The organism is Microbacterium foliorum (assembly GCF_006385575.1).
Taxonomy (GTDB): domain Bacteria; phylum Actinomycetota; class Actinomycetes; order Actinomycetales; family Microbacteriaceae; genus Microbacterium; species Microbacterium foliorum_B.
Genome location: NZ_CP041040.1, coordinates 253,322 through 274,878, shown reverse-complemented (window position 1 = coordinate 274,878; position 21,557 = coordinate 253,322). Strand labels below are relative to the sequence as shown.

Sequence of the window (21,557 nt, the reverse complement as noted above, 5' to 3'; positions counted from 1 at the left end):
GAAGTGCCTTTCGTTTTTCGTAGTCACTCTGTTTTTCTTAGCGACTCGCGTTAACGTAGCACAGGTAGGATGGTCGCATGGCCGAGATCGACGAAGAGCGTCACGTGTGCGACGCCGCCGTCACACTGGCCTTCAGCGTGCTCGGCAAACGCTGGAACGGCATGATCGTCTCGTCACTCGGCGGCGGCCCTTCGACCTTCGTCTCGCTGCGGCGCGCGGTCTCGGGCATCAGCGACACCGTGCTCTCCGACCGCCTGGCCGAACTCGCCGAGGCAGGGCTCGTCGCCCGCGCAGTCGACGCCGGCCCGCCGGTCACGGTCTCGTACTCGCTGACCGACAGCGGTCGCGGACTGCTGCCGATCCTCGACCAGCTCGGCAGCTGGGCGTCGGCGAACCTCGAGATACGCGCTCGATGACACCGCTCCTGTAAACGGCTCCCGCCCATTTGGCTGACCGATTCCCGGCTGGCTGACCGGCGAGGCGCGTTCAGCCAGCCATACGGGGAATCGTCAGCCAGATGGCCGGAACCCGGACGCCGGATGCCGGACGTCGGAGACCGGCTGCCGGATGCCAAACGACCGGATGTCGAACGCCGGACGGCCCTCAGCCCAGGGCCGGACTCACCAGGGGCTGGGCTCGTAGTCCTTCAGGAAGACGCCGTGGATGTCTTCGCCGGCCTCGCCGCGCACGATCGGGTCGTAGACGCGGGCGGCTCCGTCGACGAGGTCGAGCGGTGCGTGGAAGCCCTCCTCGGCCAGACGCACCTTCGTGTAGTGCGGGCGCTCGTCGGTGATCCAGCCGGTGTCGACGGCGGTCATCAGGATGCCGTCGGTCTCGAGCATCTCGCCGGCGCTGGTGCGCGTGAGCATGTTGAGAGCGGCCTTCGCCATGTTGGTGTGCGGGTGTCCGGGGCCCTTGTAGCGGCGCGAGAACTGCCCCTCCATGGCCGAGACGTTGACCACGTACTTGCGGTTCGCCGACGATGCGGCCATCGAGGCGCGCAGACGACTGATCAACAGGAACGGCGCGGTCGTGTTGGCGAGCTGCACCTCGAGCATCTCGAGCGGATCGACCTGGTCGATCGACTGCACCCAGCTGTTCGAGGTGTTCACGTCGGGCACGAGACCGCCGGCGTCGATCGCGGTGCCGTCGGCGTGCTTCTCGAGCGACGACGACCCGGGGGCCATGGCGAGCCGTGCGAGGTCTTCGGCGGTCAGCGCCTGGCCTCCCTGCTCGGCGACGGTGCCGCCGAGGGCCGCGACAGACAGCAGCGGATGCGAGTCGACCGATGCCTGCAGCGCCTGCGGATGCGGGTCGACGGTGTGACCGAACGTCTCCATTTCAGGCAGCGGACCGTCGGGAAGCGGCTGCAGCTCGGCATCCGCCAGTAGTGAGTAGGAGCCCGGCGAGCGGCGAACAGTCTGCGCGGCGTTGTTGATCAGGATGTCTAGCGGCCCCTGAGCCGCGACCGAGTCGGCGAGACCGATCACCTGGGCGGGGTCGCGCAGGTCGATGCCGACCACGCGCAGGCGGTGCAGCCAGTCACCCGAGTCGGGCAGCGCCGAGAAGCGCCGAACCGCGTCGCGAGGGAATCGCGTCGTGATCGTGGTGTGCGCGCCGTCGCGCAGCAGCCGCAGTGCGATGTGCATGCCGATCTTGGCGCGGCCGCCGGTGAGCAGCGCACGCTTGCCGGTGAGGTCGGTGCGAGCGTTGCGCTTGCCGTGGCTGAAGCGCGCGCAGTCGGGGCAGAGCTGGTGATAGAACGCGTCGACCAGCGTGTACGGCTGCTTGCAGATGTAGCAGTTGCGGGGCTTGAGCAGTTCGCCGGCGATCGGGGCGTCGACGACGCTGGTCGCCAGATCGTGGCCGCGGGTCTCGTCGTCGATGCGGTCGGGGGCGCCGGTGGCGGTGCGGGCGACGACGGCCCTGTCGGCGTCGGCGATCGCATCGCGGATCTCTTTGCGACGCACGCGCTTGACGGCCTTGAACATCGCGGCGGTCGCATGGCGCACGGCCACGAAGTCGGGGTGCTCGTTGTCGATCTGGTGCAGTTCCGAGAGCACCCGCAGCGTGGTGGCGAGGTCTTCGGGGTCGATGCCGGGTCCGAGGTCGGGTGCAGCGTCGGAGGGAGCATCGGTCATTGTGCCGATTTTACGCGAGTTCGCGGGCGTGGTTCCTGGGAGCGTCGGGGCGGCGTCGGGCAGCCCCGGTCGCTTGCCGCGCCATGCCCAGGTCGCTTGCCGCGCCATGCCCAGTTCGCTTGCGGAGGCCATGTGCGCCAGAGAAGGCCGGATGCCGAGAATCCGGCCTTCTCAGGTGCATTCGGCCTTCCGTGGCGTACGCCGCATCAGCCCGCCGAACCGCATCGCCCTTGCCAGAACGTCGGACCCCCGGCGTAGGGTCTGAACATGAGCAGCCACACCGAAATACCAGGAGTCGTCCCTTCGTACCTGCTCGCGCGCCTCGCCGAGTCGGGCCGCTACCCCCGTGCCGCCGCCGCCGCGCGGCAGACGCTCACGGCAGGCAGACCGCCGTTCCGCGCACGTCTCGACCTCTCGATCGACGAGAACGGCGACCTGGTCGCCGAGTTGTCAGACGCTCCGAATCGCACGATCAGCGACGCCGGCAACACGCAGAATCTCCCCGGTGCGATCGTGCGCAGCGAAGACGACGGCCCGGTCGACGACGTGTCGGTCAACGAGGCGTTCGACGGACTCGGGGCGACGTTCGAGATGCTGCTCTCCGCCTTCGGCCGCAACTCGCTCAACGACGCCGGTGCACCACTCGACGCGACCGTGCACTACGGCGTCGACTACGACAACGCCTTCTGGGACGGCGAGCGCATGGTGTTCGGCGACGGCGACGGCGAGGTGTTCGTCGGCTTCACCTCATCGACCACGGTCATCGGTCACGAGCTCGCGCACGGCGTCGTGCAGTACACCGCCAACCTCGAGTACCAGGGGCAGCCGGGTGCGCTGAACGAGTCGATCGCCGACGTCTTCGGCGCGCTCACCGAGCAGTTCCTGCTCGGGCAGAGCGCAGAAGAGGCGACCTGGCTCATCGGGGCAGAGATCTTCACGGATGCCGTGCAGGGCAGCGCCCTGCGCTCCATGATCGAGCCGGGCACCGCCTACGACGACGACGAACTGGGCAAAGATCCGCAGCCGGCGCACATGAGCGACTTCGTCCGCACGACCGAAGACAACGGGGGCGTGCACATCAACTCCGGCATCCCCAATCGCGCCTTCGCCCTCTTCGCGATCGACCTCGGCGGCAACGCGTGGGAGACCGCCGGAACCGTCTGGTATCGCGCACTCACCGGCGGCCTGTCGAGCACCGCGAACTTCACCGAGTTCGCCGATGCGACGGTCGCCGCGGCATCCGCCATCGACGACGCCACGGGCGCAGCCGCTCGACGTGCGTGGGCGACCGTGGGAGTCTATGAAGATGAGCGAGTCCCCCGCACCGACTGACCCGCAGGTCGTCATCGCGGTTGTGCGCTCGGGCGGCATCGCCGGCATCCGTCGCAAGTGGCGGGTCGAACCCGACCCGGCCGAGACGAACCACTGGATCGCGATGATCGACAGCTGCCCGTGGGATGCCGACAGCGACGCCGATTCGGGTGCAGACCGCTTCGTCTGGCTGATCAGAGTGCGCACGCCGTCGGAAGAGCGCGAGCGCGAGCTTCCCGACTCCGCACTCGACGGCCCGTGGCGAGAACTCGTCGACGCGGTGCGTGAGGCATCCGCCTGACGCCTCCGCACCGTGCGAGCCGACCGCAGCGGATCGACATCGCTGTGGATGATGGAAGACGACAAGAGGGGGAACATCATGCCGACGACCGAAGAGGCCACGCGCCTGCTGCAGCTGTCGCGGGACGCATACGACCGCGGCGATGCACTGCTGCACCTGCAGGCGGAGGTCAGTCGTCTGACCGGACAGCCGTCGTCATGGGGTTCTGCGGAGAACGACTTCGTGAGCGACGACCACGTCGGCTACTTCCTCAGCGAGATCGAGCGCATCGGCTGGCGACTCGAGCACACGGGCTACACATTCGTGGAGTCAGGCGCGACGACTTCGGCGCGCATGCTGAGCACCGGAACCGGCGTCGTCAACCACGGCCATGTCGCGGGATACTTCACTTTCCGACGCGGTGCGTGAGGCATCCGCCTGAACCGATCAATCCGGTGTGAATCCGGCCGCCCTGCCGTGTGGCAGGTCGAGAATGGGACCCATGGGACTTTTCCAGCAGCGCACCGACGAAGAAGAGAACCAGTGGACTCTGCCCTCTGAGCCGCTCGAGCGTTCGGAGTCGGAGGTGCTCGACGAGGTGCCGACGGTCGACCCGCTGTCGATCGGCCTGGGACTCGGCGCGGGTGTGTCGGTCAGTTCGGTCGCCTTCCCCGTCGCACCGCCAGCGCCCGAGTCGTTCTCGATCGAGAACCGCGAACCCGACCCCGAACCCGAACCCGAAGACTGACGTCGGCGACGGCTCGGGGCGTCAGTCCGCGAGCTGCGGCGCCAGATCCACCCGTGTGCGCGGAAGCGCGTCAGGGTGCTCCCGCTGCAGCCAGCCGATGATCTTCTCCCGCACCTCGCAGCGCAGCGTCCACTGATCTCCCGAGTCCTTGGCCGACATCACCAGACGCACAGTGACGAACCCGCCCTGCGCCTCCGTGACCGCCGCGTCGGACGAACGACCGTCCCACGCCGGCGACGCTTCGACGATGCGCTGGAACTCCTGACGCAGCTCGTCCATAGGCACCCGCCAGTCGAGATCCAGGTAGACCGTGCCGAGGATCTTGTCGGATCTCCTGGTCCAGGTCTCGATCGGCGTGGTCGTGAAGTAGCTGCAGGGCACGACGAGTCGCCGTTCATCCCAGATGTAGACGACCACGTACGACAGGTTGATCTCGCCGATACGGCCCCACTCCCCCTGGATGACCACGACGTCGCCCACCTTGACGGCATCCGTGAACGCCACCTGCACTCCTGCGATGAGGTTGCCGAGGATCGACTGCGCGGCCAGGCCGGCGATGATGCTGACGATGCCGGCGGATGCGAGAAGGCTCGTGCCGACCGCGCGCATCTCGGGGAAGGTGAACAGCACGGTGCCCAGCGAGAGGACGCCGATCGTGACCAGCACGAGGCGGTGGATGACGAGGAGCTGCGTGCGACGACGACGCGCCTCTGGACCCACGAGCACTGTCTCTTCGCGGTCGATGAGCCTCTCGAAGCCGAACGAGACCGATGCGGCGAGAAGCCACGACCCGGTCAGGATCGTGGCGATCAAGAAGATCCTCGAGACCGCCGGCCACCACGACTGCTCTGCGGGTTCGGTGACGGACGCGGCGATCCAGATCGCGACCACCGCCGCCGTCACGATCATCGCGTTGCGCACTCGACGGGCGAGATCACGCACCCACGGCACTCGCCGGCTGATCAGGGCGGCGACCAGAGCAAGCAGAGCGAGTGCGGCTGCGGCGACGACGATCGCGGTGCCGATCGCCACCGCGCTGCCGATCCAGGAGTTCCAGGTGAAGTCGGAAGGCATCACCCCACACTATGTCGCGGCCGGGCAGCGCGCGAAAGGCGCAGGCCAGCGGGCGGTGTCGCCGGTCGCGGCTACGGTTGAGGGATGACGATCACCGCCGCCGCAGACGGCTCTGCCCTGGGCAACCCCGGCCCCAACGGCTGGGCCTGGTACATCGACGACGACAACTGGGCCGCGGGCGGATCACCGCACGGCACCAACAACCAGGGTGAGCTGCGGGCCGTGCTCGAACTGCTGCAGGCGACCGCGGGCATCTCCGAGAAGCTGATGATCGAGTGCGACAGCCGCTACGTGATCGACTCGGTGACCAAGTGGATGCCGGGGTGGAAGCGCAAGGGCTGGCGCAAGTCAGACGGCGGGCCGGTGCTGAACCGCGATCTGCTCGAGGGCATCGACGAGGCCATCCGCGGGCGCGACGTCGAGTTCTCGTGGGTCAAGGGCCACGCCGGCCACCCCCTGAACGAGGCGGCCGACGAGCGCGCGAACGCTGCGGCCAAGGCCTACCAGGCGAAGCAGGAGCCGCGCCGGGGCCCCGGTTTCACGATGGCGACGGATGCCGGGGCTGCCGCCGCGGCATCCGCACCGATCGCTGCGGCGGCGCCGGCATCCGATGCTTCCTCAGTCACCGCTCCTTCCACCGCGGCGACGTCTTCCGCCCCCGCCGCCACGACGGTCATCGCGGAACCGCTCTGGGCCGAGGCATCCGATCTGCTCGATGGCCTCGACGCCCCCGTCGACGATCCGATCGTGGTGAGCCTGGCACTCTCGAGCGATGAGCACGCGCGGCTGCGCGACAGCGCCGAAGCGCAGGGCATCTCGCTCGAAGAGGCGCTGCGCCGCCTGATCTGAGGCAGGCGGCGCTTCGGCAGCAGAGCCCGCGTACACTCGCACCATGCCCAAGAAGAGTGTCGCGCGTACCGTCGGCCGGGTCTTCCTCGGTTCCTTCCTCCTGTTCGCCGGCGTCTCGCACCTGACCTTCGCCCGCGACGAGTTCCGGGCGCAGGTGCCGGACTGGGTGCCGCTGGATCCTGATGTGACCGTGCTCGCCTCGGGTGTCGTCGAGGTCGGTCTCGGCGCGGCCCTGCTCGTCGCGCGCAAGCGTCGCGGGCTGGTCGGCGTGATCACGGCATTGTTCTTCGTCGCGGTCTTCCCCGGCAACATCGCACAGTGGACGCAGCACCGTGATGCCTTCGGCCTCGACACCGACATGAAGCGCTTCGTGCGTCTGTTCTTCCAGCCGGTGCTCATCGCGCTGGCGATCTGGTCGACGCGCAGGCCGCGCCGCGCCGATCGCAAGGCCGCGCTGTGACCTCTCCCGCTTGAGCGGGCGGCCGGTGCAGCCGGTGGTGAGGCTGCGGCCGGTGGTGCGGCTGCGGCCGGTGCGGGGTCACTTGTGCACCGGAAACCCGCGGATGCGGTGCACTATTGACCCCACAGCGAAGCCGGGATGCGTTATCGACCCCGCACCCCGGCCGCGCCGGCGCTGTGAACGTCAGACCGCGAGCAGCTCTCGCTCGAGACGGGCGTACGACGTCTCCATGCCGTCGGCCATGCCGGTGGCGAGGATCATGTCGCGCGTCTCCTTGTCGGGGTACTCGATGTAGAGGGTGATCAGCGTCGCGCCGTCCTCTTCGTAGAGGTTGAGGTCGTTCAGCGTCTCCACCGGCATCCCGATCATCCGCTCGGTCTGCACCGACCGACGGGGCGCGTCGATGAGCAGCGCCTCACCCTCGAAGCCGAACGGCTGCCCCTCGGTGTCGCCCACGGGAGCCCACGAGTTGCGGTAGGTCTGGCCTGCTTCGGTCGCGACGACGCACTCGGTCATCTCCCACCCGTCGGGTCCGAGCAGCCACTGTTTCATGAGCTCGGGGTCGTTGTGCGCACGCCAGACCAGGTCGCGCGGACCCTCGACGAGACGCGTGATGCGCACGTGGGTGTCGTCGAGCAGTTCGACCTGCGTACCCTTGCCCTGCGCGTAATCGCGGAGGTCCTGCAGCACAGCGTCGAGCTGGCTCATCGCGAGCCTCGAGCCCTCGACCGCACCCATAGCCACGACCTGCTCGAGTGCGTCCGCCGACGCGAAGTAGCTCGTGGTGACCATCCGTGTGCCCTGATCGGTGGGCTCGAAGGTGAACACCATGCGCATGGAGGGCAGGTCGGGGTCGGGTGTGCCGTCTTCGTCGGCGAACGCGTCGAGCACCTCGAGGCTGTGGGGCGCTTCGATGCGCAGAAACTCCCACGTGCCGGAGGCCTTCTCGCCGCGGGGGCCGTTCATCGTGTAGTTCGCCTTGCCGCCGACGGTGTGGTCCCAGGCAGTGAACGTGGCCGGCCATCCGGGAGGACCCCAGAAGCGCTCGAGCTGGCGCGGGTCGCTGTAGGCGTCCCAGACGCGCTCGACGGGGGCCGCGAAGTCCGCGACGAGGGTCATCGTCAGGTTCTCGGCATCAGTGGTGACATCGGTGACAGGCATTGTCAGTCTCCTTCTTCGGTTCGTGGTTCATCGATGGTGTCGTCGTCGGACCGACCGGTCCCTGAGTTCGCCGCAGGGTCGGCCAGCAGCTCGTCGAGTCGGGCGATGCGCGACCGCCACAGCTCTTCGTATCGGGCGAGGAGCGCCCTGGCTCGGGCGATCATCTCGGGGTTCGCGCGGACGAGCCGCTCGCGTCCCTCGGCGCGCTTGACGATGAGGTTCGCTGCTTCGAGCACGGCCACGTGCTTCTGCACCGCGGCGAACGACATCTCGTATTCGGAGGCGAGGGTCGAGACGGACTGCTCCCGCTCGATCGTCCGGCGCAGGATGTCACGCCGGGTCGACGTCGCCAGTGCGTGGAACACACGGTCGACCTCCGCTTCGCTCAGTTCTCTTTGTGCAACCATTTGGTTGTACGTTATGCCTGAGAGAGGTGGATGTCAAGAGGTTCGTTCGATAATTGAAGTGGCAGGGTCGAGCGTTCCCGCCTTCCGCACCGCGCGGCAGACCACTCGATCTGCTGGAAGGAAGACACCATGAAAGCTCTCCGCTACGTCGAGATCGGCAAGCCCCCGGTCGTCGTCGACATTCCGATCCCGAAGCCCGGCCCCGGCCAGGTGCTGCTCAAGATCACCGCAGGCGGCGTCTGCCACTCCGACGACTACGTCATGACCCTCCCCGAGAAGGACTACCTCGAGCAGAGCTATCCGCTGCCCCTGACGCTCGGCCATGAGGGCGCAGGCATCGTGCACGAGATCGGCGAGGGCGTCGACTCGACGCTGAAGGTCGGGGATGCCGTGGCGGTCTATGGGCCCTGGGGCTGCGGTCGCTGCCACAACTGCACGCAGGGCATGGAGAACTACTGCACGAACGCCGCCGCTGAGGGCATCCGCCCTCCCGGTCTCGGGAGCCAGGGCTCGATGGCCGAGTACATGATCGTCGACGACGCCCGCCACCTCGTGCCGCTGGGCGACCTCGACCCCGTGCAGAACGTCTCTCTCACCGACGCGGGCCTCACTCCGTACCACGCGATCAAGCGCTCGCTGCCGAAGCTCGGCGCAGGCACCTACGCCGTGGTCATCGGCACCGGTGGGCTCGGCCACGTCGGCATCCAGATCTTGAAGGCGCTCTCTGGCGCCACGGTCATCGCGCTCGACGTGAACGACGAGAAGCTCGAGCTCGCCACCGAAGTCGGCGCAGACCACGTGCTGATCAGCGATGCGTCAGCGGCGGAGAAGATCCGCGAGATCACCGGCGGCCTCGGCGCGAATGCCGTGTTCGACTTCGTCGGAGCGAACCCGACGATGGCCCTGGCGCAGAGCGTCGCGGCTCTCGATTCGGACGTGACGATCGTCGGCATCGGCGGCGGAAGCATGTCCCTCGGCTTCGGCTCGATCGCGTACGACGCGGCCGTGCGCATCCCCTACTGGGGATCGCGCTCGGAACTGATCGAGGTGCTCGATCTTGCACGCGCGGGAAAGATCCACGTGCAGACCAAGACCTACTCTCTCGACGACGGCCCCCAGGCCTACGAGGATCTCGCCGCGAACAGCATTCGCGGACGCGCAGTCATCGTTCCGTGACAGGAGAGCGCCGTGGGGTCGATCTCGACCGCACGGCGCTCTGGTCACGCACCGAGCCGCGGTGCCTGCTCGGCCCGCCGCGCAGGCGAAGCGACGCTCCGGAACCCCCGCAGGCGGAGGCTGTTGCCGACGACGAAGACGCTCGACAGTGCCATCGCCGCGCCGGCGAGCATGGGGTTGAGCATTCCGAGCGCGGCGACCGGGATGGCCGCGACGTTGTAGGCGAAGGCCCAGAACAGGTTGGTCTTGATGGTTCCGAGCGTCCTGCGCGAGAGCCGGATCGCGTCGACCGCGCTGCGCAGGTCTCCGCGCACCAGGGTGATGTCGGATGCTTCGATCGCGACGTCCGCCCCGGTGCCCATCGCGATGCCGAGGTCTGCCTGAGCGAGGGCGGGGGCGTCGTTGACGCCGTCACCGATCATCGCGACGATCTTGCCCTCGCGCTGCAGTCGCGTGACGACGTCGACCTTGTCTTTCGGGAGCACTTCGGCGATGACCTCGTCGATGCCGACCTCCGCCGCGATCCGCCTGGCGACCGCGTCGTTGTCTCCGGTGAGCAGGATGGGCGTCAGCCCGATCGCCTTGAGCTGGGCGATCGCTTCGGCGCTGCTGGGCTTCACCGTGTCGGCCACGACCAGGATGCCGCGTGCCTGGCCGTCCCAGCCCACCGCCACGACCGTCTTGCCCTCGCCCTCGGCGTCGGCCTTCATCGACGCGAGCTCGGGGCTCAACGTCTGCGACCACTCGGCGAGGAGCGAATCCCGGCCGACGAGCACGGCGTGACCGTCGACGATCCCCTGCACTCCCTTGCCCTCGATGTTCGCGAAGTCCTCTGGCATCGGCAGGGTCCCGACCTCCTGCGTCGCACCCTTGGCGATCGCCTGGGCGATCGGGTGCTCCGAGGCATCCTCCAGCGCACCGGCCAGCCGCAGGAGTTCCGCGCGGTCGGTGCCGGCTTCGACGACCACGTCGACGAGCGTCATCCTGCCGCTGGTCACCGTCCCGGTCTTGTCGAGCACGACGGTGTCGATCCTGCGGGTCGACTCCAGCACCTCCGGCCCCTTGATGAGCACTCCCATCTGTGCACCGCGCCCGGTGCCGACCAGCAGCGCAGTGGGCGTCGCCAGACCGAGCGCGCACGGGCACGCGATCACGAGCACGGCCACCGCCGCGGTGAATGCCGCGCTCACGGGGAACCCCGCGCCGAGCCAGCCGCCCAGCGCGACGACGGCGATCACGATCACGATCGGCACGAAGACGCCCGAGATCCTGTCGGCGAGCCGCTGCACCTCGGCCTTCCCGGTCTGAGCGTCCTCGACGAGCTGGGCCATCTGCGCCAGCTGGGTGTCGGAGCCGATCCGGGTCGCACGAACCACGAGCCGCCCGCCGACGTTGGTCGTGGCGCCGGTGACGGTGTCGCCCTCGGTGACCTCGACCGGCACCGCTTCACCGGTGAGCATCGACGCGTCGACGGCAGATGTGCCCGAGACCACCACACCGTCGGTCGCGATCTTCTCGCCCGGCCGCACGATGAACTGGTCGCCCACCCGCAGATCCTCGACCGGGATCTTCGTCTCCACGCCACCGCGCAGCACGGCGACGTCTTTCGCGCCGAGCTCGAGCAGCGCGCGCAGCGCGGCACCCGCCTGCTTCTTCGACCGCTTCTCGAAGTAGCGCCCGGCGAGGATGAACATCGTCACGCCGGCGCCGACCTCGAGGTAGATGTTCGCGGCCCCGTCGGACGGGGCGAGCGAGAACTCGAACGGGTGCGTCATGCCGGGTGTGCCTGCCGTGCCGAAGAACAGCGCGTACAGCGACCAGAGGAACGCGGCCGATGTGCCCAGCGAGATGAGCGTGTCCATCGTGGCGGTGCCGTGCCTGAGGTTCATCCACGCGGCTCGGTGGAACGGCCACGCCGCCCAGACGATCACCGGGGCCGCCAGCGCGAGCGACGCCCACTGCCAGTACGTGAACTGCAGCGCCGGGATCATGGCCATCGCGATCACGGGCACCGTCAGCACGATCGCGCCGATCAGTCGGTTGCGCAGCGACCGCAGCTCAGGATCCGAGTCGGCATCCCCGGCTGACCCGGCATCGTTCTTCGCACCCTTCGGGGCGGGGATCGACGCCGAGTATCCCGTCTTCTCGACCTCGGCGATCAGCGCGGCCGGATCGTAACCCTCCGGGACGGTGACCTTGGCCTTCTCGGTCGCGTAGTTGACGGTCGCCACGACACCCTCGAGCTTGTTCAGCTTTTTCTCGATCCGCATCGCGCAGGAGGCGCAGGTCATGCCGCCGATCTCCAGCTCGACTCCGGTCCCCGCGTTCGCAGGTGCTGACGTGCTCATGTTCGTTCCTTCTCTGGCTTGCAGCTGTGGGCCGCAGCGATCAGCTGCGGCAGGGGCGGGCTCGACGGTTCAGTGCCCGTCGTCGTGCGAATCGCCCTCAGACTCGGTCGAGCCGTGAGACTGACCGGCGTCGAGCACGAATTCTGCGGTGCGCACCGTGCCGTCGACCTGGAAGTCCAGGTACAGCAGGTAGCGCCCCGCAGTCGGAGCCTCGGCGGCGAACGCGATCTCGGGTCCTGACGTCTCTCCCGCTGCGGGCTCGTCACCCGCGGCGTGCACGTGCAGGTAAGCCAGGTCGCCGTCGCGCAGCGCGACGAGGTGACCGAAGGCCCCCAGATACGGCTCCAAGGAAGTGACGGGTCTGCCGTCGCGAGTCACGGTGAAGGTGAGATCACCGATCGTGCCCGCCTCGAGATCCCCGTCGACCGAGACCGTGTAGCCGTCGACCTGCGCGACACGGGTCGGCTCCGGCGCGACGGGCGTGACCTCTCCCGCCACCTGAACCGTGCGGGTCAGCGTGAGCGATGCGGCATCGGCGCCTGCGGGCGTGAAGTCCGCGAAGACGCGATAGGTTCCGGCTTCCGTCCACTCCCAGGGCAGCGACCACGTTCCCGTGGCCTCGTCGAGCGACGGGTGCACGTGACGGAACCGGCTCCCGTCTGAGCGCACCACGATCAGGTGCAGCTCCTTCTCGTGCGCCGTGGCATAGGCCGTGACGGGGGTGCCTGCGGCATCCTCGATCCGGAATGCCAGCTCACCGGGCTCACCCGGGGATGCCGGCGCCTCCACCGGCGACAGCACGTATCCGTCGAGGCCGAGCGAAAGGCCCTTCAGGTCTGCAGCGGCAGTCGCCGACTCACCCGCGCCCGCAGCGCTCTCGACATGAGCATCGTGATCGTCCACTTCCGCACCCTTCGTCCAGTCACTCACCGCGCTCGCGGGAATGATGACGCCGGCGAGCCCGAAGGCCGCGCCGAACGCCACCACGAGGCCCGCCCCGAAGAGGCCGAGCCGTGCGCCGGCGTTCATGCCGTCCGCACCGCCGAATAGCCTGCCTCTGCGACGGCGGCCAGGATCTGCGCATCGTCGATCGATGCCGAGCCGGTGACGACGAGCTTTCCGGTCTGCGCGCTCACCTGGATGTCTTCGACACCGGGGATCTCGGAGACCTCTTCGCGCACCGACATCTCGCAGTGCCCGCAGGTCATGCCCGTCACCTGGAACTCGTTCTTCGTCATCATGTCTCCATCTCTCGTTCTAGTACCCCTGGGGGGTATAAAGAACAAGCGTATACCCTCTCGGGGTATTCCGCGATGGGTCGATGACTTCGCGCGACCGCAGCCGTCGCGCCGGCTACCTCAGCACGACACCGTCAGCGCGGCACCTCTGCGAGAGCGACGCGCGCCTCGCGCAGTGTTCCCCCCACGGCCGCCAGCGCACAGGTGCGGTGTGAGGATGCGGGGATCAACGCGGTGAGCACCCGGTCGCCGTCCTCCGCGAACAGCTCGAGCGACGACACCCGGTCGTTCAGGGCGTCGATCCAGATCTCCCAATCGATCTCCCCCGCACGCGCGACGGGCATCGACATCGACGCGCCCACCCCCGCGGGGGGCACCACATCGGGTCGGACGACGTCGATGCGTCCGCTCGCGCGGCTCTGCCGGATGACGACTTCGCCGCCGTCTACGGCCCCGATGCGCAGTTCGACGCTGTCTGCATCGTCGAACGTCGCCGTGACACGGATCCGCACCGCATCCGCCAGCGCAGCATCCGCCGGGCCGGCATCCCCCGACCCCGCCGCTACGGCGACGCGACCCGTCAGCGAGCCGAGCTCGGTGATCTCATCGGGTCCGACCTCGATCGCCGGCGCCTGCCGCAGACGCACCAGTCCGCTGCGGTCGCGGGTGAGCGAGAGCCTGCGAGGAAGAGTCATCGCGCTGCGGTACTCGGAGGACTCATCGTGAGGGATGCTGCCGGCATACTGCCAGTTGTCCATCCAGGCGATCAGCGTCCGCTCGTTCCCGGCGAGGCCGTCGAACGTGACGCCGGCGTAGCAGTCGGGACCGAAGTCGATCCAGTCGTACGCCTCCAGCTCCTCACGCGACTGGCTGCGGTCGACCAGGAGCTCGGGCGCGGGAGTCGGGAGGGGCGAAGTCGCCCGGAAGGTCGTGCCGTCGAACTCACCCACGACGTAGTGGGTTCCCGAACCCCCAGCGATGCCTCCCGGGTTGAGGCTGATGAGCAGCACCCACCGCACGTCGTCCTCATCACCGTCGACGACGAGCCGGAACATGTCGGGGCACTCCCAGACTCCGCCGACGGGGCCGGCCGGCCCGTAGGACGACAGATAGGTCCACGTCGTGAGGTCGTCGGAGCGGTGGAACAGCACCTGCCGGTCCTCAGCCTCGACCGCGACCATGACCCAGTACGCGTCGGCCCCGTCGTCGTAGCGGAACACCTTCGGGTCGCGGAAGTCGCTCGTGCCCCGGTCGAGCACCGGGTTGCTCCGATACTTCGTCCAGACGTATCCCCCGTCGGTGCTGTACGCGAGAGCCTGCGCCTGGTGCCCGTCGGCGGCCGCGGTGTAGAGCGCCACCAGCGGGGGCTCCTCGGCCGTGCCGAACCCTGAGGTGTTGCCGTGATCGACGACGACGGAGCCGGAGTAGATCTGCGCCGTGTCGTCCCAGAGGATGGCCGGGTCGTGCTCGGTCCATCGTGCGAGATCGGTGCTCGTGGCGTGCCCCCAGCTCACGTCGGCGTGCGAGACCCCGTGCGGGTTGCACTGGAAGTACAGGTGGTACAGGCCGTCGTGGAAGACGAGTCCGTTCGGATCGTTCATCCAGTTGTTCCGGGGCGCGAAGTGCGCTCGCGGGCGAGTGGTGCGGACCGGGGAGAGGTTAGTGGGGGTCACCGGGGCAGTCGTCTTTCTACTTGAGGAGGGCGTGCGTCACTTGCCGACGCCCGCCGTGAGGCCTTCGCGCAGAGGCTTCTGCCCGAAGAAGAACACCAGGAGTGCGGGGATCATCGAGAGGATCACCCCGGCGAGCACCGTCGAGACGCTGCCCGTGCCGAGGTTGCCCTGCAGCGTCACCAGGCCGAGCGGCAGCGTGAAGTTCTGGTCGCTGATGGTCATGATGAGCGGTCGGAAGAACTCGTTCCAGTGATAGTTGAAAGCGAGGATGCCGACGATCGCGAGTCCAGGCGTGGCCAGCGGCAGATAGACCCCGAAGAACGTGCGCCAGGGTCCGGCCCCGTCGAGCTGAGCGGCCTCGCCCAGCTCGGTCGGGATGCCCATGAAGTACTGCCGCATCAGGAAGGTACCGAACGCGGTGGGAAGCGCAGGCACGATGAGCGCGAGCAGGGTGTCAGCGAGGCCCATGCCCCTCACCAGCATGAACACGGGGACGATCGTCACCTGCAGCGGAACCATCATCGTCGCGAGGATCAGCGCGAACATCAGCTTCTTGTGGCGGAACTCGAACTTGGCGAAGACATAGCCGGCCATCGCGGCGGAGAGCATCTGACCGGCGGCGACCAGCATCACCACCAGGGCGCTGTTCCACGCGTAGAGCCAGATCGGGATCTTGGCGAAGACGTCGGCGAAGGCTCCGAACCCCACACTGACCTCTTGAGTCACGCTGTCGGTCGGCGACAGCGCCGTGATCAGGGTCCAGACGACGGGCCCGAGGGTGAGCAGGGCCGCGAGTCCGAGCAGGGCGAACTTGCCGCCCGTGCCGAGGGTGTAGAGCCAGGAACGCTTCGTAACCACTGTCGTTGTCATGATGGGCCTCACCCGTAGAAGACGAATCGGCGGCTCAGCCGGAACTGGATGGCCGTGACGAGCATGATGAGAAGTGTGAGCACGATGCCGATGGCCGACGCGCCCCCGAAGTCGAGCTGTCGGAAAGCGGACTCATAGATCACCATCACGGCGGTGCGGGTCTCATCACCGGGGCCACCGCGGGTCAGCACCCACGGCTGGTCGAAGATCTGCAGGGCGTTGATGATCGCCATCACGGATGCCACGAGCAGCGTCGGACTCACCAGGGGCAGCGTGATCATGCGGAACTGGGTCCACCCCGCCGCGCCGTCGAGCGAGGATGCCTCGTAGACCTCACTCGGGATCGCGGCGAGCCCGCCGATGAAGAGCAGGAACGTGAACCCGAAGTTCTGCCACACGTAGACCAGGAGCACGACGACTTTCGCGCCGAGTCCGGTGGTCAACCATCCGACATCGGCGATGCCGATCAGGTTGAGCGTCTGATTCACGAGCCCGAACTCCTGATTGAACAGGTACGCCATGATCAGCGAGACGGATGCCGCCGACAGGATCAGCGGGAAGAACAGCGCCGACCGGAAGAAGGTGCGCAGCCAGTTCGGCATCCTCGACTGCACGAGCACCGCGAGCACCAGCGCGACCGCGAGCTGCAGGATCACGGCGACGACGACGAAGCCGATGGTGTTCAGGAACGACACGCTCACGGTCGGGTTGGCGGCCAGGTCGACGAAGTTGTCGAATCCGACGAAGACCGGTTCGGAGATGATGTCCCAGCGGAAGAAGGCCAGGACGAACGACCCGATGATCGGGATGAAGTTGAACAGCCCGAGGCCGATCAGGGTGGGTGCCAGGAAGACCCAGATGATGGATCGCCCCGAACGGGCGACCGTGCTGGTCTCGCGTCGGGACCCCGGCGGCACGGTGAGAGTGCGGGTGGTGTTCTCGGACATCAGTTTCCCCCCAGCGCGAGCTCGAGATCTCGCTGCATGGTCTCGAGCCCTCGGCGGACCCCGGATGGACCGTTCGTGATGGTCGACACCACGTTCTTGAGCAGAGCGGATTCGACGGCGGCCTGCTGGGGCGGCGCCGGCATCGGACCGGTGTCGGGGAACTTGTCGAGCGTGTCGTAGAAGACCTCCCAGTTCGCAGGCCCCACCCCCGCGCCGTAGAGCTCGGCGTTGAGCGAGCGACGAGGGAGTGACGAGTCGGGCTTCGGGTGGGCGATGGTCATGCCCTCGACCGAGACGCAGTACTTGAGCCACTCCCACGCCTCGTCCTTGCGGGGCGAGGTCTCCATGATCGCGTAGCCTCCCGCCCCGAACTGGTGCCGCTGCCCCGCCATCCGGGGGAAGTAGGTCACGTCATAGGCGTCGTTCGCGACGCCCGCCTCCTCGAGGCCGCTGACCCAGAAGCCTCCGGCGGGCGTCATCCCGACCGAGCCCGTGGAGAACAGGGAGACCAGCTCGTTTCCGCCGCCCTGGGCGGGGTTCGCGGCGAGTCCTTCCGAGACCATGCGCTCGAGCACCGAGAAGCTCTCGACCGCGTGCTCGTTGAGCGCGTCGGCCTGCTTCCACACATAGCCTCCGCTGCGGGCAGGCTGGTCGGGATAGAAACGGTCCCAGAGCCAATCGCCCCCGGTCGCCTTCTCCTCGCGCAGGAAACTCGTGTTGTTCACGTACAGCCAGGGCACGACGCCGCCCCACAGTCTGTTGTTCCAGAAGTACGGGAGGAACTGCCCCGACGCGCTGTTCTTCATCGCACGGGCGGTGCCGAGGAAGTCCTCCAGCGTCCAGTTGTCGGCGGGGCGTTCCAGCCCCGCGCGCTCCATGGCCGTCGTGCTGTAGAAGACGTTCGCCGCGTTGAAGTTGTCGGGCATCTGGAACAGGCTGCCCTGGTACATGAACGCCTCGATGAGCGTCGGATTCACGTCGTCGAAGTACTCCTGCATCTCCGACGCGTCGCGGCGCACATAGGCGTCGAGCGGGTGCGCGAGGCGCGACGCGAAGAGCTGCGCCCCCTCGGTCGCGACCGTGACGACATCGGGTGGCGTGCCGGCCGCGATCATCGTGAGGATCTTGGCGAAGTACTCGCTCCAGTCCTGTCCTTGGATGGCCACGATGCGCACCGAGATGCCGGGGTGCTTGCGTTGGAAGCCGTCGACCAGCGCCTGACGCGCCACCGCGTCCTGCGCGGTGCCGAAGAGGGCGACCGTCAGCGTGTCTGTGCCGCGCCCGGGGATGTCGGCACCGGTGAGTCTCGGCCATGAGACGACGGTGCCCACGATCCCCAGTCCGATCGCGCCGAACAGAGCCCTGCGAGTGAGATCAACCACGATGTTCTCTCCTGAGTGAATGGCTTCGCAGCGAGGTAAGTGAGTCCCGACGACAAAGCTAAATTGATTCAGCATCGCCGAGATTAGCACCGCCGATGTGCGGCCGCAACGATTTTGCTAAATCAATTCAACCGCCGTGGTTCCGCGGCACCGCATGCACTGCCTAAGCTGGAGACGTCACGACAGGAGGAACTCGGTGCCGAAGAACGTCGATCGCAGGCCGACGCTCGCCGACGTCGCCGCGCTTTCGGGCATGTCGAAGACCGCCGTGAGCATGATCCTCAACGACCGGCCGGGTTCGCGCCTCTCCGCCGATGCCGCGCGCCGGGTCCGCGCCGCGGCCGAGGAGCTCGGCTACCGGCCGAATCCCGCGGCCCAGAGCCTGCGCCTCGGAAAGACGAAGACCCTCGGGTTCATCTCGGATCAGATCACCGTGACTCGCTATGCCTCCGAGATGATCCGCGGCCTGCTGTCTGCGGCGAAGGAGCACGGCCACACCGTTCTGATCGCCGAGACCGAGGGCGACGACGCCACCATCTCCGACGAGATCCAGGCGATGATCGATCGCCGGGTCGACGGCATCCTGATCGGACTTCTCGGCGCCCGCATGATCGAGGTGCCCGAGACACCCGCCGACGTACCGGTCGTGATCGTCAACGGCACGTCGACGACGGGCCACCCCTCCGTACTCCCCGACGAGCGTGTCGCCGGCCATGCGATGGCGCGCCTGCTCACGGATGCCGGCCACCGCCGCGTCGGCGTGATCGGCAACAACCCGCATGCGGTCTCGTCCCCCCTGCACTCGGTGACCATCGGACCGAGATTCGACGGCATCCGCACCGCCTTCGCCGAGGCCGGCGTCGAGCCGTTCATCATGGACGTCCCCGAGTGGAACCCCGACATCGGATACACGCGCACGCTGCAGATGCTCGACGCGCACCCCGACATCACGGCGATCCTGGCCGGCAACGACGGCGTGGCATTCGGCACGTATCAGGCGATCGCGGAGCGCGGGCTGAAGGTGCCGGACGACATCTCGGTGGCCTCCTTCGACGACGAGGAGCTCGCCGGCTTCCAGCGACCGGGGCTCACGACGGCCCGGCTCCCCTACGACGTGATGGGGCGCACAGCGGTCGAGATGCTGCTCGGTGAGCGCCCGCTCGACGCCGTGCTCATTCCGATGCCGGTCGTCGAGCGCGCCTCCATCCGGATCCTGGACTGACCGGCCGAGATTCATTCAGACGAATCCATCTCCTCTTCGGAGGCGTAGGCTGGAAGCCGAGGACGGACCGTCCGAGAAGATCTCCCGGCACCGCGACCGTCCGGAAGAGGAGTCACTCGTGGCTCAGTACGACGTCTCGAACCGCTCGGCGATCGTGACCGGAGCAGGCAGCGGAATCGGACGCTCGACCGCTCTGCTGCTCGCTCAGAACGGCGCAGCCGTGGTCGTCAACGATCTGAACGCGGAGCACGCGAACGCGGTCGTCGAAGAGATCCGCGCCGCCGGCGGCACCGCGGAGGCATCCGTCGGAGATGCGACCGACACCGACTGGATCGCCAGCTCGGTCGAGCTCGCGAACACTCTCGCCCCGCTGCGCATCGGCGTCAACAACGCGGGCATCGGCGGAGCATCCGCCCCCACCGCCGAATACGACGACGCCGCGTGGGACAAGGTCATCTCGATCAACCTCAACGCCGTGTTCCGCAACATGAAGGCGCAGATCCCCTCGATCCTCGCGAACGGCGGCGGCTCGGTCGTCAACATCGCCTCGATTCTCGGCAGCGTCGGCTTCGCCGGCTCTCCCGCCTATGTCGCGGCCAAGCACGCGGTCGTCGGCATGACCAAGTCGGCCGCCCTCGAGTACTCCGCTCAGGGCGTGCGCGTCAACTCGGTCGGCCCCGGCTTCATCGACACCCCGCTGCTCGCCAGCATGGATGCCGCTGCGAAGGAGTTCCTCGTCAGCAAGCACCCGATCGGCCGTCTCGGCCAGGCCGACGAGGTCGCGAACCTCATCGCCTTCCTCGCCAGCGACGCCGCCAGCTTCATCACCGGCAGCTACCACCTCGTCGACGGCGGCTACACCGCCCTCTGAGGTTCGCTCGGGGCCTCCCGGACGCCCCCGCTTCGGGGGCCGACACACCAGATGTCGTCCCCCGAACCGCGTCCGGTTCGGCAAGTGGCGTGTCGGCCCCCGAAGTGGTGACCGTCGCGCGGTGCAAGCCCGCCGCTCGCCACTTACCCCCGCGGGCGACGCTTCTCGAGCACGCCGGCGAGCAGCACCGCGACCACTGCCGCGGCCGGTGCCACGATCAGCCCGGCCCGCAGACTCTCGGTGTCGGCGATGAAGCCGACGAACGGCGGTGAGAGCAGGAACCCGAGCCGCAGCAGCCACGACACGATCGTGAGCCCGGCTCCCGGTCGCAGACCCGGCAGTTCATCCGCCGCATGCATCGCCGCCGGGATGAGCGTCGCGATGCCGAAGCCGACCGCGGCGAATCCGGCGATCGTTCCCGGCACACTCGGGAAGATGAGCGCGAGGGCCATTCCCCCGGCGGCGATGAGGCCTCCGACGCGGGCCACGGCGCGCTGGCCGAAGCGGTCGGTCATGCCGTCGCCCAGCATCCGTCCGATGAACTGCGCTCCGACCAGGGCGATGAACCCGAGGGGCGCGATCGCGGCCGCGGCGCCGAGGGACTCGCTGAGGTAGAGGGTCGCCCACGAGTTGCCGGCATCCTCGGCGATCGCCCCGGCCATAGCGATGAGCGTGAGCGCGATGAGCATCATCACGGTGCGCGGCCTCAGGCCACGACGCACCGCTGTCTGCAGTTCGACCGGTTCGGCCGTCGCCTCGGCATCCGCCTCCTCATCGTGACCGGGCAGGCAGAACCAGAGCGCCGTGAAGGCGACCGCCGCGAACACCGCGGTCGAGATGCCGAGATGCACACCGAGGGGCAGCTGCAGGGCGATCGCCGCCGCAGCCATGCCGCCACCGAGCACCGCACCTATCGACCAGATCGCGTGGAACGAGTTGATGATCGAGCGGCCGTAGCGCCGCTGCACTCGCAGTCCGTGCGCGTTCTGCGCGACGTCGGTGATCGCATCGAAAGCTCCGCCGAGCAGCAGGGCGACGGCGAACAGGATGCCGGAGGGCGCGAGCGCCGCGGCGAGCAGCCCGAGACCTGTGGCGATCGTGCCGATCACGGCGATCCGCCCCGAGCCGAATCGGCGGATCAGCACAGCGGCGAACAGCCCGGCGGCGATGGCTCCGGCGGGGAATGCGGCGATCGCCAGGCCGTAGCCCACGTTGTCGAGCTCGAGAGCGGCCTTGATCTCGGGGTACCGCGGCAGGATGTTGGCGAACAGGGCGCCGTTCGTGAGGAACAGCGCAGAGACCGCGATTCGTGCGCGACGGGTGGCCCGGTCAACGGCGGGGCGTCGAATCGATTCGATCGAAGTCATAGCAACGACGGTACACGCCCGAGGGGGTCGTC

General features: G+C 68.0%; 22 protein-coding genes. 10 read left to right on the top strand and 12 right to left on the bottom strand.

Annotated elements, in window-relative coordinates; translation table 11 throughout:
• Positions 1 to 77 precede the first annotated feature (77 nt).
• Positions 78 to 416, top strand: coding sequence for a winged helix-turn-helix transcriptional regulator (locus FIV50_RS01395; RefSeq protein WP_140035865.1), 339 nt, complete (start codon positions 78 to 80; stop codon positions 414 to 416).
• A gap of 204 nt (positions 417 to 620) precedes the next feature.
• On the opposite strand, the gene FIV50_RS01390 is transcribed toward FIV50_RS01395, so the two are convergent.
• On the bottom strand, positions 621 to 2,141 hold the full coding sequence (locus FIV50_RS01390) for an SDR family NAD(P)-dependent oxidoreductase (protein WP_140035864.1): 1,521 nt from the start codon (positions 2,139 to 2,141) through the stop codon (positions 621 to 623).
• A 267-nt stretch (positions 2,142 to 2,408) separates the two neighbouring features.
• Between FIV50_RS01390 and FIV50_RS01385 the strand changes: the two genes are divergently transcribed.
• The 4 genes from FIV50_RS01385 to FIV50_RS01370 all read left to right on the top strand — a co-directional run bounded on the left by FIV50_RS01385 (position 2,409) and on the right by FIV50_RS01370 (position 4,480).
• Positions 2,409 to 3,473, top strand: a complete 1,065-nt coding sequence (locus tag FIV50_RS01385; protein ID WP_181164291.1) for a M4 family metallopeptidase — start codon at positions 2,409 to 2,411, stop codon at positions 3,471 to 3,473.
• Complete coding sequence (locus FIV50_RS01380) at positions 3,448 to 3,753, top strand: protealysin inhibitor emfourin (RefSeq protein WP_140035863.1); 306 nt, start codon at positions 3,448 to 3,450, stop codon at positions 3,751 to 3,753. Before FIV50_RS01385 ends, FIV50_RS01380 begins: the two co-directional genes overlap by 26 nt.
• 78 nt (positions 3,754 to 3,831) lie before the next feature.
• Positions 3,832 to 4,161: a hypothetical protein gene (locus tag FIV50_RS01375; RefSeq protein ID WP_140035862.1), complete on the top strand. Its 330-nt coding sequence runs from the start codon at positions 3,832 to 3,834 to the stop codon at positions 4,159 to 4,161.
• 73 nt (positions 4,162 to 4,234) lie between these two features.
• Entirely contained in the window at positions 4,235 to 4,480 is a 246-nt protein-coding gene (locus tag FIV50_RS01370; protein WP_140035861.1) for a hypothetical protein, read from the top strand.
• 21 nt (positions 4,481 to 4,501) lie between these two features.
• Here the strand turns inward: FIV50_RS01370 and FIV50_RS01365 are convergent, their stop codons facing one another.
• Positions 4,502 to 5,554 (bottom strand): mechanosensitive ion channel family protein, encoded by a 1,053-nt coding sequence (locus tag FIV50_RS01365; protein ID WP_140035860.1) that lies wholly within the window; start codon positions 5,552 to 5,554, stop codon positions 4,502 to 4,504.
• 84 nt (positions 5,555 to 5,638) lie between these two features.
• Here FIV50_RS01365 and FIV50_RS01360 point away from each other — a divergent pair, with 84 nt between their 5' ends.
• Positions 5,639 to 6,403: a ribonuclease H family protein gene (locus tag FIV50_RS01360; RefSeq protein WP_140035859.1), complete on the top strand. Its 765-nt coding sequence runs from the start codon at positions 5,639 to 5,641 to the stop codon at positions 6,401 to 6,403.
• A 43-nt stretch (positions 6,404 to 6,446) separates the two neighbouring features.
• On the top strand, positions 6,447 to 6,863 hold the full coding sequence (locus FIV50_RS01355; protein WP_140035858.1) for a DoxX family protein: 417 nt from the start codon (positions 6,447 to 6,449) through the stop codon (positions 6,861 to 6,863).
• 183 nt (positions 6,864 to 7,046) lie between these two features.
• On the opposite strand, the gene FIV50_RS01350 is transcribed toward FIV50_RS01355, so the two are convergent.
• Both FIV50_RS01350 and FIV50_RS01345 read right to left on the bottom strand, forming a co-directional pair.
• Positions 7,047 to 8,024, bottom strand: a complete 978-nt coding sequence (locus tag FIV50_RS01350) for an SRPBCC family protein (protein WP_140035857.1) — start codon at positions 8,022 to 8,024, stop codon at positions 7,047 to 7,049.
• 2 nt (positions 8,025 to 8,026) lie between these two features.
• Positions 8,027 to 8,431 carry an ArsR/SmtB family transcription factor gene (locus FIV50_RS01345; RefSeq protein ID WP_140035856.1) on the bottom strand — a complete coding sequence of 135 codons (405 nt, stop codon included), beginning with the start codon at positions 8,429 to 8,431 and terminating at the stop codon, positions 8,027 to 8,029.
• Positions 8,432 to 8,560: 129 nt separating this feature from the next.
• Between FIV50_RS01345 and FIV50_RS01340 the strand changes: the two genes are divergently transcribed.
• Positions 8,561 to 9,607: an NAD(P)-dependent alcohol dehydrogenase gene (locus tag FIV50_RS01340; protein ID WP_140035855.1), complete on the top strand. Its 1,047-nt coding sequence runs from the start codon at positions 8,561 to 8,563 to the stop codon at positions 9,605 to 9,607.
• Between the two features lie 44 nt (positions 9,608 to 9,651).
• Here FIV50_RS01340 and FIV50_RS01335 read toward each other — a convergent pair whose 3' ends face one another.
• From FIV50_RS01335 to FIV50_RS01305, 7 genes are all read right to left on the bottom strand, one after another.
• On the bottom strand, positions 9,652 to 11,955 hold the full coding sequence (locus FIV50_RS01335; RefSeq protein ID WP_140035854.1) for a heavy metal translocating P-type ATPase: 2,304 nt from the start codon (positions 11,953 to 11,955) through the stop codon (positions 9,652 to 9,654).
• A 69-nt stretch (positions 11,956 to 12,024) separates the two neighbouring features.
• Positions 12,025 to 12,984: a heavy-metal-associated domain-containing protein gene (locus FIV50_RS01330; RefSeq protein ID WP_140035853.1), complete on the bottom strand. Its 960-nt coding sequence runs from the start codon at positions 12,982 to 12,984 to the stop codon at positions 12,025 to 12,027.
• Positions 12,981 to 13,193 carry a heavy-metal-associated domain-containing protein gene (locus tag FIV50_RS01325; RefSeq protein WP_140035852.1) on the bottom strand — a complete coding sequence of 71 codons (213 nt, stop codon included), beginning with the start codon at positions 13,191 to 13,193 and terminating at the stop codon, positions 12,981 to 12,983. Before FIV50_RS01325 ends, FIV50_RS01330 begins: the two co-directional genes overlap by 4 nt.
• A 134-nt stretch (positions 13,194 to 13,327) precedes the next feature.
• Positions 13,328 to 14,866, bottom strand: coding sequence for a glycoside hydrolase family 32 protein (locus tag FIV50_RS01320; protein ID WP_258184362.1), 1,539 nt, complete (start codon positions 14,864 to 14,866; stop codon positions 13,328 to 13,330).
• A 36-nt stretch (positions 14,867 to 14,902) separates the two neighbouring features.
• On the bottom strand, positions 14,903 to 15,736 hold the full coding sequence (locus FIV50_RS01315) for a carbohydrate ABC transporter permease (protein ID WP_140035850.1): 834 nt from the start codon (positions 15,734 to 15,736) through the stop codon (positions 14,903 to 14,905).
• 8 nt (positions 15,737 to 15,744) lie between these two features.
• On the bottom strand, positions 15,745 to 16,683 hold the full coding sequence (locus tag FIV50_RS01310) for a carbohydrate ABC transporter permease (RefSeq protein ID WP_219846236.1): 939 nt from the start codon (positions 16,681 to 16,683) through the stop codon (positions 15,745 to 15,747).
• Positions 16,683 to 18,065: an extracellular solute-binding protein gene (locus tag FIV50_RS01305; protein WP_140035849.1), complete on the bottom strand. Its 1,383-nt coding sequence runs from the start codon at positions 18,063 to 18,065 to the stop codon at positions 16,683 to 16,685. The genes FIV50_RS01310 and FIV50_RS01305 overlap by 1 nt, the downstream gene beginning before the upstream one ends.
• A gap of 196 nt (positions 18,066 to 18,261) precedes the next feature.
• On the opposite strand from FIV50_RS01305, the gene FIV50_RS01300 reads away from it, so the two are divergent.
• Together FIV50_RS01300 and FIV50_RS01295 are read left to right on the top strand one after the other, a co-directional pair.
• Positions 18,262 to 19,287, top strand: coding sequence for a LacI family DNA-binding transcriptional regulator (locus FIV50_RS01300; RefSeq protein WP_140035848.1), 1,026 nt, complete (start codon positions 18,262 to 18,264; stop codon positions 19,285 to 19,287).
• 118 nt (positions 19,288 to 19,405) lie between these two features.
• Positions 19,406 to 20,158 (top strand): SDR family NAD(P)-dependent oxidoreductase, encoded by a 753-nt coding sequence (locus FIV50_RS01295; protein ID WP_140035847.1) that lies wholly within the window; start codon positions 19,406 to 19,408, stop codon positions 20,156 to 20,158.
• Between the two features lie 143 nt (positions 20,159 to 20,301).
• Here FIV50_RS01295 and FIV50_RS01290 read toward each other — a convergent pair whose 3' ends face one another.
• Complete coding sequence (locus FIV50_RS01290; RefSeq protein ID WP_140035846.1) at positions 20,302 to 21,525, bottom strand: MFS transporter; 1,224 nt, start codon at positions 21,523 to 21,525, stop codon at positions 20,302 to 20,304.
• Between the last annotated feature and the right edge of the window lie 32 nt (positions 21,526 to 21,557).

Excerpts from the sequence above, each read along its gene's own strand:
- FIV50_RS01395 (WP_140035865.1), top strand. The coding sequence starts at position 78 with ATGGCCGAGATCGACGAAGAGCGTCACGTGTGCGACGCCGCCGTCACA.
- FIV50_RS01390 (WP_140035864.1), bottom strand. The coding sequence starts at position 2,141 with ATGACCGATGCTCCCTCCGACGCTGCACCCGACCTCGGACCCGGCATC.
- FIV50_RS01385 (WP_181164291.1), top strand. The coding sequence starts at position 2,409 with ATGAGCAGCCACACCGAAATACCAGGAGTCGTCCCTTCGTACCTGCTC.
- FIV50_RS01380 (WP_140035863.1), top strand. The coding sequence starts at position 3,448 with ATGAGCGAGTCCCCCGCACCGACTGACCCGCAGGTCGTCATCGCGGTT.
- FIV50_RS01375 (WP_140035862.1), top strand. The coding sequence starts at position 3,832 with ATGCCGACGACCGAAGAGGCCACGCGCCTGCTGCAGCTGTCGCGGGAC.
- FIV50_RS01370 (WP_140035861.1), top strand. The coding sequence starts at position 4,235 with ATGGGACTTTTCCAGCAGCGCACCGACGAAGAAGAGAACCAGTGGACT.
- FIV50_RS01365 (WP_140035860.1), bottom strand. The coding sequence starts at position 5,554 with ATGCCTTCCGACTTCACCTGGAACTCCTGGATCGGCAGCGCGGTGGCG.
- FIV50_RS01360 (WP_140035859.1), top strand. The coding sequence starts at position 5,639 with ATGACGATCACCGCCGCCGCAGACGGCTCTGCCCTGGGCAACCCCGGC.
- FIV50_RS01355 (WP_140035858.1), top strand. The coding sequence starts at position 6,447 with ATGCCCAAGAAGAGTGTCGCGCGTACCGTCGGCCGGGTCTTCCTCGGT.
- FIV50_RS01350 (WP_140035857.1), bottom strand. The coding sequence starts at position 8,024 with ATGCCTGTCACCGATGTCACCACTGATGCCGAGAACCTGACGATGACC.
- FIV50_RS01345 (WP_140035856.1), bottom strand. The coding sequence starts at position 8,431 with ATGGTTGCACAAAGAGAACTGAGCGAAGCGGAGGTCGACCGTGTGTTC.
- FIV50_RS01340 (WP_140035855.1), top strand. The coding sequence starts at position 8,561 with ATGAAAGCTCTCCGCTACGTCGAGATCGGCAAGCCCCCGGTCGTCGTC.
- FIV50_RS01335 (WP_140035854.1), bottom strand. The coding sequence starts at position 11,955 with ATGAGCACGTCAGCACCTGCGAACGCGGGGACCGGAGTCGAGCTGGAG.
- FIV50_RS01330 (WP_140035853.1), bottom strand. The coding sequence starts at position 12,984 with ATGAACGCCGGCGCACGGCTCGGCCTCTTCGGGGCGGGCCTCGTGGTG.
- FIV50_RS01325 (WP_140035852.1), bottom strand. The coding sequence starts at position 13,193 with ATGACGAAGAACGAGTTCCAGGTGACGGGCATGACCTGCGGGCACTGC.
- FIV50_RS01315 (WP_140035850.1), bottom strand. The coding sequence starts at position 15,736 with ATGACAACGACAGTGGTTACGAAGCGTTCCTGGCTCTACACCCTCGGC.
- FIV50_RS01310 (WP_219846236.1), bottom strand. The coding sequence starts at position 16,683 with ATGTCCGAGAACACCACCCGCACTCTCACCGTGCCGCCGGGGTCCCGA.
- FIV50_RS01290 (WP_140035846.1), bottom strand. The coding sequence starts at position 21,525 with ATGACTTCGATCGAATCGATTCGACGCCCCGCCGTTGACCGGGCCACC.